This is a genomic window from Salinimicrobium gaetbulicola (genome assembly GCF_042676025.1).
In the GTDB taxonomy this organism is placed as follows: domain Bacteria; phylum Bacteroidota; class Bacteroidia; order Flavobacteriales; family Flavobacteriaceae; genus Salinimicrobium; species Salinimicrobium gaetbulicola.
On sequence record NZ_JBHTJP010000035.1, the window covers coordinates 1114018 to 1123683 of the forward strand.

12 protein-coding genes and 3 tRNA genes are annotated in these 9666 nt (G+C 41.6%); 4 read left to right on the forward strand and 11 right to left on the reverse strand.

Annotated features, from left to right (window positions below):
- Window positions 1-338: 338 nt before the first annotated feature.
- Window positions 339-920: a sigma-70 family RNA polymerase sigma factor gene (locus ACFQ1G_RS14490; protein WP_380740755.1), complete on the forward strand. Its 582-nt coding sequence runs from the start codon at window positions 339-341 to the stop codon at window positions 918-920.
- 55 nt (window positions 921-975) lie between these two features.
- Here ACFQ1G_RS14490 and ACFQ1G_RS14495 read toward each other — a convergent pair whose 3' ends face one another.
- Window positions 976-1170, reverse strand: a complete 195-nt coding sequence (locus ACFQ1G_RS14495; RefSeq protein ID WP_380740757.1) for a hypothetical protein — start codon at window positions 1168-1170, stop codon at window positions 976-978.
- A gap of 96 nt (window positions 1171-1266) precedes the next feature.
- Window positions 1267-1998: an SDR family oxidoreductase gene (locus ACFQ1G_RS14500; protein WP_380740759.1), complete on the reverse strand. Its 732-nt coding sequence runs from the start codon at window positions 1996-1998 to the stop codon at window positions 1267-1269.
- Window positions 1999-2289: 291 nt separating this feature from the next.
- Between ACFQ1G_RS14500 and ACFQ1G_RS14505 the strand changes: the two genes are divergently transcribed.
- Window positions 2290-2799, forward strand: coding sequence for a YybH family protein (locus tag ACFQ1G_RS14505; RefSeq protein WP_380740761.1), 510 nt, complete (start codon window positions 2290-2292; stop codon window positions 2797-2799).
- 247 nt (window positions 2800-3046) lie between these two features.
- On the opposite strand, the gene ACFQ1G_RS14510 is transcribed toward ACFQ1G_RS14505, so the two are convergent.
- The 4 genes from ACFQ1G_RS14510 to ACFQ1G_RS14525 form a co-directional block, all read right to left on the reverse strand.
- Window positions 3047-3778 (reverse strand): CPBP family intramembrane glutamic endopeptidase, encoded by a 732-nt coding sequence (locus ACFQ1G_RS14510; RefSeq protein ID WP_380740763.1) that lies wholly within the window; start codon window positions 3776-3778, stop codon window positions 3047-3049.
- Window positions 3779-3963: 185 nt separating this feature from the next.
- Window positions 3964-4047, reverse strand: a tRNA-Leu gene (locus ACFQ1G_RS14515).
- Between the two features lie 92 nt (window positions 4048-4139).
- Window positions 4140-4212, reverse strand: a tRNA-Lys gene (locus tag ACFQ1G_RS14520).
- A 47-nt stretch (window positions 4213-4259) separates the two neighbouring features.
- Window positions 4260-4332 (reverse strand) — tRNA-Lys (locus ACFQ1G_RS14525).
- Between the two features lie 133 nt (window positions 4333-4465).
- Between ACFQ1G_RS14525 and ACFQ1G_RS14530 the strand changes: the two genes are divergently transcribed.
- Window positions 4466-4987, forward strand: a complete 522-nt coding sequence (locus ACFQ1G_RS14530) for a shikimate kinase (RefSeq protein WP_380740764.1) — start codon at window positions 4466-4468, stop codon at window positions 4985-4987.
- On the opposite strand, the gene ACFQ1G_RS14535 is transcribed toward ACFQ1G_RS14530, so the two are convergent.
- Both ACFQ1G_RS14535 and ACFQ1G_RS14540 read right to left on the reverse strand, forming a co-directional pair.
- The gene (locus tag ACFQ1G_RS14535) at window positions 4979-5482 is read right to left on the reverse strand and encodes a phosphoribosyltransferase family protein (protein ID WP_380740766.1); all 504 of its coding nucleotides are present in this window, start codon (window positions 5480-5482) and stop codon (window positions 4979-4981) included. The genes ACFQ1G_RS14530 and ACFQ1G_RS14535 overlap by 9 nt on opposite strands.
- 63 nt (window positions 5483-5545) lie before the next feature.
- Window positions 5546-5950, reverse strand: coding sequence for an RNA-binding S4 domain-containing protein (locus ACFQ1G_RS14540; RefSeq protein WP_380740768.1), 405 nt, complete (start codon window positions 5948-5950; stop codon window positions 5546-5548).
- Between the two features lie 79 nt (window positions 5951-6029).
- Between ACFQ1G_RS14540 and ACFQ1G_RS14545 the strand changes: the two genes are divergently transcribed.
- A complete protein-coding gene (locus ACFQ1G_RS14545) occupies window positions 6030-6941 on the forward strand; it encodes an FKBP-type peptidyl-prolyl cis-trans isomerase (RefSeq protein ID WP_380740770.1) in 912 nt (303 codons plus the stop codon).
- Between the two features lie 68 nt (window positions 6942-7009).
- On the opposite strand, the gene ACFQ1G_RS14550 is transcribed toward ACFQ1G_RS14545, so the two are convergent.
- From ACFQ1G_RS14550 to ACFQ1G_RS14560, 3 genes are all read right to left on the reverse strand, one after another.
- A complete protein-coding gene (locus ACFQ1G_RS14550; protein WP_380740772.1) occupies window positions 7010-7615 on the reverse strand; it encodes an outer membrane beta-barrel protein in 606 nt (201 codons plus the stop codon).
- A 119-nt stretch (window positions 7616-7734) separates the two neighbouring features.
- Window positions 7735-8688 carry a transketolase family protein gene (locus tag ACFQ1G_RS14555; RefSeq protein ID WP_380740775.1) on the reverse strand — a complete coding sequence of 318 codons (954 nt, stop codon included), beginning with the start codon at window positions 8686-8688 and terminating at the stop codon, window positions 7735-7737.
- Between the two features lie 38 nt (window positions 8689-8726).
- Entirely contained in the window at window positions 8727-9572 is an 846-nt protein-coding gene (locus ACFQ1G_RS14560; RefSeq protein ID WP_380740777.1) for a transketolase, read from the reverse strand.
- Between the last annotated feature and the right edge of the window lie 94 nt (window positions 9573-9666).

Sequence of the window (9666 nt, forward strand, 5' to 3'; positions counted from 1 at the left end):
GAGGGGTTAATTGTATAATTATTTAACTTTTCAGGAAAAAATTATCATTTTTTTTGCGTCTTTTTTCCTACTTCCCAGTCTTGAAAGAAATCAATTTTAAATCCTGTATTATGAAAGAATGTGAAACTTTAAGTTTAGAAAATTTTGGCGCTTGTTATAGAACACCGTCTGTTGATGTTTCCCTGAAGAGGAGTTTTGAAGAAAAAGTAGAACGATTCTTTAAATCATTTCCCACAATAACGAAGGATTGGCTTCATTATAAAATGTAGAAAATAGATTTCCCTGTTTGTGATTTCGGGAAAATTTCAGAAATTTCCCTGCTTATCAAGAATAACCTTATGACCGAATTGAATGCTTATAAAGAAATTTCAGAAGTGTGGGTTTTATATAAAGACGCCCTTAGAAATTACATTTTTAAGATCGTAAAGGATCACGATATGGCTAATGAGCTTTCGCATGAAGTGCTTATGAAGGTATATTCATCCTGCTGCTCGGGAAGGCCGATTCTAAATATAAGATCCTGGTTATTCCAGATCGCTTACAATACCTGTATGGATCATTTTAAAAGATCTGGTAAAACTACCGAGCTTCAGGGTGATTTTGCAGAACCTGAATCAAGTGAAATATTTAGCAATGCATCAGAATTTGTGTTACCCTTGTTGAAACTGCTTCCGAAAAAATATTCAGAACCACTGGAATTAGCAGATATTAAAGGATTAAGTCAGCAGGAGGTGGCCGACAAATTAAATCTAAGTTTGACTGCCACTAAATCACGGGTGCAGAGGGCAAGAAAGCTGTTGAAGGACCAAATTACCGAATGCGTGAACCTGGAAGTAGATCCATCAGGTCAACTCACCGCCTTTAAGGTCAAAGGTTCCTGCGAAGCGCTAAAATGTTATGCCCGGGAAAAGCACAAATAAAAAAAAGAATAGCCATACAGCTATTCTTTTTTTTATCCTCTGGTTCTGTTGATTTCTAATGAACTGAACTCATGTTTAGCTTATCCTTGATGGTATTTTCGTTCTTTCTATAATATTTGTAACCAAGGTATCCTGCACCCGCAATAGCGCCCCATTTTAAAAGACTGCCTGTCCATTGCAATCCTTTTTTAGCGGCCCAAAGTTCAGCTCCTCGTTTTGCGGCTTTTTTAGCGTCATTCTTCAAATTCATAATAGTTTCGTTTTTTGGTTCAATGTTTAATATCGCTATTAATGCCCGCAAAGGGCGTTAAGAACTTTCCAAATAACAGTTTTTTAACCCTTTTAACTAAGATTTTCCGGTGGGTTTGATCATCAGCTCGTTCACATTGACCGAGGCCGGTTGTGAAATGACATACATTACGGCATCGGCGATATTTTCTGGAGAGAGCATAGGTTCGTCCTCAGAATAATTTTTATCGTCCAGCACCTCTTTGTCGGTAATGGAATCCCGGAGGTGGGTTCTTACCGTTCCGGGTTCGATCGCGGTCACCCGAATATTAAATTCCGGAGAAAGTTCCATACGCATAGCCCTGGAGAGAGCAATGACAGCGGCTTTTGATGCTCCGTAAATCGCGCCCCCTTCATACAATTCCTTTCCATCGACCGAAGCGATGTTGATGATATGTCCGTTCTTTTGTGTCTTCATGGCCGGTAACACTTCGCTAATACATCTTAAAGTGCCTTTTACGTTCACTTCTATGGTCTCCAGCCATTCATCCAGATGCCGGTTCTTCATATAGGTGAGAGGCATGACGCCGGCGGAATTTACGAGGATCTCGATTTCCCCGAATTTTTTCCATATATCTCCGAATCCTTCCCTGACACTTTCAGAATTACTCACATCCATATCCACTACCATAGATTCATTTTCGAGTTCATCCTGTAGCTCCATGAGTTTTTCCATATTCCGGCTGGCTAAAGCCACTTTACATCCCGCAGCGGAAAGTTTTTTGGCGATAGCACGTCCTATTCCGCTACTGGCTCCGGTGATCACAGCGACCTTATCTTTTACTTGCATGATTTTGATTTTTTCGATTCCCTTTAAGTTAGGGTTTGTGCGAGAACCTTTTAAACTGAATAACAGATTTTTAACTTCTGAAATTCCTACGGAAAATGTGCTTATTCCTTCCGAAGCCTATCAAGGTTCAGAAGTCATTTGAAAGAGGCTTCAATCATTAATTTTCTTAAATAATTGAAAATTCATGCTACTGACCTATGATTTTCAACTTTTTATCTAAAATAAACGCATTAATTTAATTAAAATGCTGTTTATGAGTAAATTAGATGGTAAACCAAAAAAAATAGTTTTATGAAACTGATCAAATTAATACCCTTACTGGCTTTATTATTTTTTATGGGTGCCTGTGGAGAGAACCGTAGTGAAGAGGTGGTAGAAGAAGATGAAATGGTGGCTGAAGAAGCCGACATGTGGGATTCAAACAAGGCGATGACCGATTGGCGAGATGCATGGAATAAGAATGATGCCGCAGCCGTGGAGTCTATGACTGCAGATGATGCCACTCTTTTTCTTAATGGTAAAGCTCATACCCAGGATAGTGTGACCGCCTGGATCCAGAACAGTTCTTCCTGGATGAAGGATCTAAAAACCACCTCGGTTTATAAGGATAGAGGAGAGGAATTCGCTTTTGAGGCGGGAACTTATACGCATTCGCACAAAGAGAATGATACCCTGAGCATGCAGGGTACTTATACCGTGATTTGGGAGCGTGGTGATGGTAAGGAATGGGCGATCAAGTTAATGGATGTGTCTCCCATGATGGATGCGCCACCTATGCCTTCAGAAAAGCCGAAGCAATAGTTGATCTTTTATTAATAATTATTTAAAGCCGTTCCGTTTTGGGGCGGTTTTTTGTTATTATCCCGCGGCTAATATTTGACTTTCTTTTAAAATATAAGATGGCATTGGTTCTTTAGCCTCCATTTAATATTCAGAGGATTTTCTTGAATTGTGATTTCTAATCCAAGTTCCTCCTTAAACTCTCTTTTCAAACAAGTTTCAAAAGATTCATTTTTAGGTCAACTTTACCTCCAGGAAATGGATAAAATTATGAATTATAAATCCCTATAAGCATAATAGTATCCACCAGTCCGTGCACGAAAATGAGGGGCCAGATCCTTCGACCATTCAGCACGTAGACGATCCCAAAAATGATCCCCAAGGAGCCTGTGATCAATAATCCGGTAAGACCCTGGTAAGCATGTATGCCGGCGAAGAAAACCGCGCTGACCAAGATTGAGAAGGTGGTAGTCAGAAAAGAGTTCCCCAGGAGGATCTCCATTGATTTGATGATATAGGCCCTGAAGACGAGTTCTTCCAGAAAGGCGGCGCCCACCCATACCGTAATCAGCATTTGTATGAGCCTGGGAAGATTACCTTTCAGCGTTTCTAAATAGGAAATGTTTTGGTGTGCCCCGAAAGTTTCAATGATGACAGGTCTTACAAATACAGAGAAAAGAACCAGGGCGCCGAAGGTGAGTACACTTGTTAAAACAGGTTTCCACCAGGATGAAGGCCTTCCCAGTCCCAGATCTTTCCATGACCACGGGATTGCTCGTTTGGTAAATGTTACAATGGCGAACAGGAAAATGCTGTTCAGCCAGAAAAGCCAGAAACCGGGACTTGTGATCTCCAGGATCTCTTCAGCATAATAGGTGTGAGAAAGATAATTGAGTGTAAAATTAACGGCCAGTAATAACCACAGGGAAAGTCCAAGGGTGGTTTTCTGATTGATGTTGTACTCCTGTGGTGCAATTCGGCGACTAATGAAGTTTTTCATGAGTAGGGCGATAAGTCCACCGTTTAGAGGATGTTTGGATCCCTTTATAGGGATTCAAACACGGTTGATTATTTCAATTCGGTTAACAGGAGACGAATTTAATAAATTATTTGTTTTTTGTAGGAAATTATTGTGAGATAAAAAGGGAAAGAGGTTTGCGTATAAAGTTACGCGATAAATGAAAGTGCCCAGAGCGGGACTCGAACCCGCACGCCCTAATGGACACATGGCCCTCAACCATGCCTGTCTACCAGTTCCAGCACCTGGGCAAAAATTGATCTGAAAGTTTTAATAGGGGAGTTGCACGCCTGAAATGGTTTGCAAACCAATTTAATTTTCAGAGTACCTGGAAATAAAAAAGTGATCTGGCTGGGGCTCGAACCCAGGACCCTCTCCTTAAAAGGGAGATGCTCTACCAACTGAGCTACCAGATCATTGTTTTAAAGAACAAAAAGCGATAATTTTGAGACCACTTTTTTAGTGATCTGGCTGGGGCTCGAACCCAGGACCCTCTCCTTAAAAGGGAGATGCTCTACCAACTGAGCTACCAGATCTTTGGTGTTGCATTTTTGCTAATGCGGGTGCAAATATACTATCATTAATTTATTTTTCAAGAACAAATTGACATAAATTTGTCGAGAAATTTAGTGTGGCGGGAAAACCCGCTCGCAATCATAGTTTTAAGGTATGAAAATTATTTTATTGGGTTACATGGGATCGGGAAAAACTGTTGTAGGAAGAGCTCTCTCCGGAACAATTGGACTTCCTTTTCTAGATCTTGATGAACAAATAAGCGCAAAGGAAGAAAAGAGTATTTCTGAAATTTTTGAAACTAAAGGTGAGATCTACTTCCGGAAACGAGAGGCTGAGGTTTTACAAGACCTGATGCAGTTGCCTGAGGATTTTATTCTTGCCCTTGGTGGTGGAACTCCCTGCTATGGGGATAACCTGGCACTTCTAAAAGATCAAAAGGAGGTGATATTAGTTTATCTTAAAACAAGCCTGCAGGAGCTCTTAAAGAGGCTTTCCGGGGAACGTGAGCAAAGACCCTTGATAAGTCATTTGAATTCAGCTGAGCTTCTTGAGGATTTTATCAGGAAGCATCTTTTTGAACGCACGTACTATTACAATCAAAGTGATCTTGTAATTTCTACAGACGGGAAAACTTCCGAAGTAATTGCAGGGGAGGTGCTCGAAAAATTAAACTAATTCAACCTTGCTTTCTTCTTCCCCGAATTTAACCTGTACGGTTTCATGGATAGAAGTGGAAAGGGAAATGCCTTTAAAATCGGCCTTCACCGGGTATTTTTTATGACTGCGGTCTACCAGAACGGCAGTTTTGAATTGTTTTAAAGGTACTTCCAGAAAATGGCGCACTCCGTAGATAAGAGTGGTTCCAGAATTGAGTACATCATCAACCAATACGATGGATTGATCCTTGTATTCGTCCTCATTGAGGGAAGTCTCAACCGCTTTTAAAGGGTCTTTTTTGTCAACCTTCACTTCACAAAGTGTAACCTGCAGATCTGAAATGTTCTCCAGTTCAGATTTCAGCTTTTTGGCAAGTTCAAAGCCGCTTTTTAGAATTCCTGCCAGGACGATCTTTTCTTCGTCTACATTGCTTTCGTAGATCTGGTAGGCGATCCTTTTGATCTTGTGGTTGATCTGAATATTATCGAGAATAAGGACTTCCTGTTTTTTCATGGAATACTTTTTTCAAATATAACTAATCTGGTGGTTTAAATATCAAACACGAATTGTTGGATTTTATTCCTTTTTGGAAGAAGGTTCATCCGATTCATTTTCGGGAGACTCAAACCAGTCATCGAGTTCTCTCCGGTCTTTTTTGGTAGGACGTCCTGTGCCTTTCTTTCGGTAATAGTCCTGAGAATACTTGAGCAATTCCCTTTTTTCGAACTCCTCTTTAGGGGTGACATCGTTTATATAAAGATTGACCAGTTTGGCTCCCACCCGGCTGGGCGGGAGATCGAGTATTTCGAGTTCGTAATTGATCTGGTTCTTCCTGACGCTCAATTTATCTGTGGGGTAAACTTCCCTGGAGGGTTTTACAATGGCTTCATTCACTCTAACTTTTCCCTGCTTACACGCCTCGGTGGCAATACTTCGGGTTTTGAAATACCGCACGCTCCATAAAAATTTATCTACTCTCATATTTTTCCGGTAAAACTCGCTAATTCTATAACAAAAATACAAGAATATTGTATCTTGCCGCCTTTAAAATTAACTATTGATGAGATTGAATAAGTTTTTACTTGCCTATCTTTTTTTAGCCGTTGTGCTTATTTCCTGTAGTAAAGATGATGATGATCCCGCTCCTGTGCCACCGCGAGACAGGGCAGAGGTGGAGATCGAAGATCAGGAAGCATTACAGGCCTATCTTGAGACCCATTTTTATAATTATGAGGAGTTTGAGAACCCTTCTGAGGGCTTTGATTACAAATTGAAGATCGATACTATTTCGGGCTCTAATGCAGACAAGACCCCTTTGATCCAGTCTCCCAATTTGATCACTAAAACAGTGACTTTGAATGATGTGGATTACAAGCTGTATGTGCTGCAGGCCAGAGAAGGAGTTGGGCAGCAGCCTAAGTTTTCAGATTCTACGTTGGTATCCTATACCGGAACCTTATTGAATGAAACCAGGTTCGACTATTCAGAAACTCCTGTTTGGTTTGATCTTACCCAGGTGGTGACAGGTTTTGGACGGGCGTTTGAAGATTTTAAAGGAGCTTCCGGATTTACCGTACGATCTGATAATACAGTAAACTGGAGCAATGATTATGGAATTGGAGCCGTGTTCATGCCTTCAGGGCTTGCGTATTTCGCAGCACCTCCTTCACCGGAAATTCCACAGTACAGTCCCCTGGTCTTTACCTTTGAACTTTATGGGGTGAATGAGGCAGATCACGACCGTGACGGGGTGCCAAGCTGGCGAGAAGACCTTGACGGAGACAAACAGCTTATGAATGATGATACAGATGGGGATGGTCGTCCTAATTACTTTGACAGTGATGATGACGGAGATTTTATTCCTACCATTGAAGAGATCATGGTTGATGGAGAGATAGTTTTTCCATATCCTGATAATGACGGAGACGGTACACCAGATTACCTGGATCCTGATTATATCCCCGGACAATAATATATAATACAGTAAATAAAAAAAGCCCCGTTCAAAACGGGGCTTTTTTTATTTAGAATGGTCAATAATTACAGGTCAAGCGAAACCGCGAAGATGATTTGGTTTGGTCTTGAATCAACTCTTTTTAATCCGTTTGGATTATTAAGGTCCAGCACCTGTGCTTCGTTCTCGGTAAGCCCTCTTTCATATCTTACATCCAGTCCAAAGCGGCCTAACTGAAGTCCGGCACCAAATTGGGCTCCAAGTGTGAATTCATTTTCTACGTCTCCGATAGTAACCCCGTCAAAGTCATTTTCAAGGATGTACTGAAAACTAGGCCCTGCAAATACGTGAACCGGACCAAGAATTTTCACCCCAAGTAGTACCGGAAGGTCTAATTTTGATACGTTGTAATCTGCGTTCTCATTATTGTATTCGTAAGAGCTTTTGGTTTTAGTATAAAGAAGTTCCGGCTTGAGGTAAAAACTTCCCAGGTCTCCTTTAAAATAAACACCCATGTGGTATCCTACTTTGCTGTCGGCACCTTTGGAAACATCTTTTCCTGCGTTCTCAAAATCTGAAAATTCAATTTCTCCGTTGTCACCGTAATTCAATCCGGCTTTTACTCCAAAACTGCTTTGAGCCGATACAGAGGCGGTGAAGATGAATAGTAAAATATAAAGTCCTTTCTTCATAATGATTGTTTTTAATGGGTATTAAACGTTTTTAAATGCGTAAATATTTCCGCAAAGAAAAGAACCCTTGTAGGAAAAATAACTACAAGGGTTCTTATTTATGAGTATTTTAACCTGACTTATTTCCTTTTGATAACCTTTTCTGAAGCCTTTACGATAGCTTCAGCGTTCAGGCCGTACTTCTCCATCAATTGCTCAGGAGTACCACTTTCACCGAAAGTATCCATAGTGGCAACAAATTCCTGTGGCGTTGGATTATTTTGGGCCAGGGTTCTGGCTACACTTTCTCCCAAACCTCCAAGGTAGTTGTGCTCTTCGGCAGTCACCACGCATCCGGTCTTCTTAACCGAAGCAAGGATCGCTTCCTCGTCCAGCGGCTTAATAGTGTGAATGTCGATCACTTCCGCAGAAATACCTTTTGCTTCCAGTTGCTCGGCTGCCTGAAGGGCTTCCCAAACCAAATGTCCGGTTGCGATGATGGTTACGTCTGTTCCTTCATTTAAAAGATTAGCTTTTCCAATCACGAATTTTTGATCTTCAGGGGTAAAGTTAGCTACTTTCGGTCTTCCGAAGCGTAGGTAAACCGGCCCGTGATGCTCGGCGATCGCGATGGTTGCAGCCTTGGTCTGGTTGTAATCACACGTGTTGATCACGGTCATTCCCGGCAACATTTTCATCAACCCGATGTCTTCAAGGATCTGGTGTGTAGCACCGTCTTCTCCAAGGGTAAGCCCGGCGTGAGAAGCGCAGATCTTCACGTTCTTATCTGAATACGCAATAGATTGTCTAATCTGGTCATAAACACGACCGGTGGAGAAATTCGCGAAAGTACCGGTGAAAGGGATCTTTCCGCCAATGGTCATCCCTGCTGCGATTCCCATCATGTTGGCTTCGGCAATTCCTACCTGGAAGAATCTTTCAGGATGATTTTTCTGAAAATCTCCCATTTTTAAAGATCCGGTAAGGTCGGCACAAAGTGCAACCACATTAGGATTGGTCTTACCAAGTTCGGTCAAACCGTCCCCAAATCCGGAACGAGTGTCTTTATTTCCTGTATTTGTATATTTTTTCATTTCTAAGCTTTTGTCATTCCGCAGAAGCAGAACATATTTTAGTAATCTCCCAGGGTTTCAGGGTTTTGAGAAAGAGCGGTTTCCAGTTGCTCATCATTTGGTGCAACGCCGTGCCACTTGTGAGTGTGCATCATGAAATCAACTCCATGACCCATTACAGTGGTCATTAAAATACAAACTGGTTTTCCTTTTCCTGTTCTGCTCTTAGCTTCTTTAAGTCCTTCCAGCACCTGTGTGATGTTGTTGCCGTCTTCGATCTCCAGAACATCCCATCCAAAAGCTTCAAACTTGGCCTTAAGATCTCCCATTGGCAGGACATCATCTGTACATCCGTCAATTTGCTGGTGGTTGCGGTCTACGGTGGCGATCAGGTTATCAACATTCTTGGCTGCGGCATACATGATCGCTTCCCAGTTTTGACCTTCCTGAAGCTCTCCGTCTCCATGAAGGGAATATACAAGGTGGTCATCTCCATTTAGTTTTTTGGAGTTTGCAGCACCAATAGCTACAGATAAGCCCTGACCTAGTGATCCTGACGCGATTCTCACTCCCGGAAGTCCTTCATGAGTAGTTGGGTGTCCCTGAAGTCTTGAATTGATCAATCTGAAAGTGTTCAGTTCCTCAACCGGAAAATATCCGCTGCGAGCAAGTACGCTGTAGAATACCGGGGAAATGTGTCCGTTAGAAAGGAAGAAAAGATCTTCATCTTTTCCGTCCATATCAAAACCTTCTTTGCGGTCCATCACTTCCTGGTACAGTACTGTGAAAAATTCGGCGCAACCTAAAGATCCTCCCGGGTGACCGGAATTTACCTTATGAACCTGCCGTAAAATGTCTCTTCTCACCTGGGTGACAAAGTCTTCTAATTGTTGTGTGTTTGGCATTTGAATTTGATTAAATGTGCTGCAAAAATACTATTTTAATAATGCTTTGAAAATCAATGAGGGTCAATTATAGCCCTTATGAGATAATAAGCGG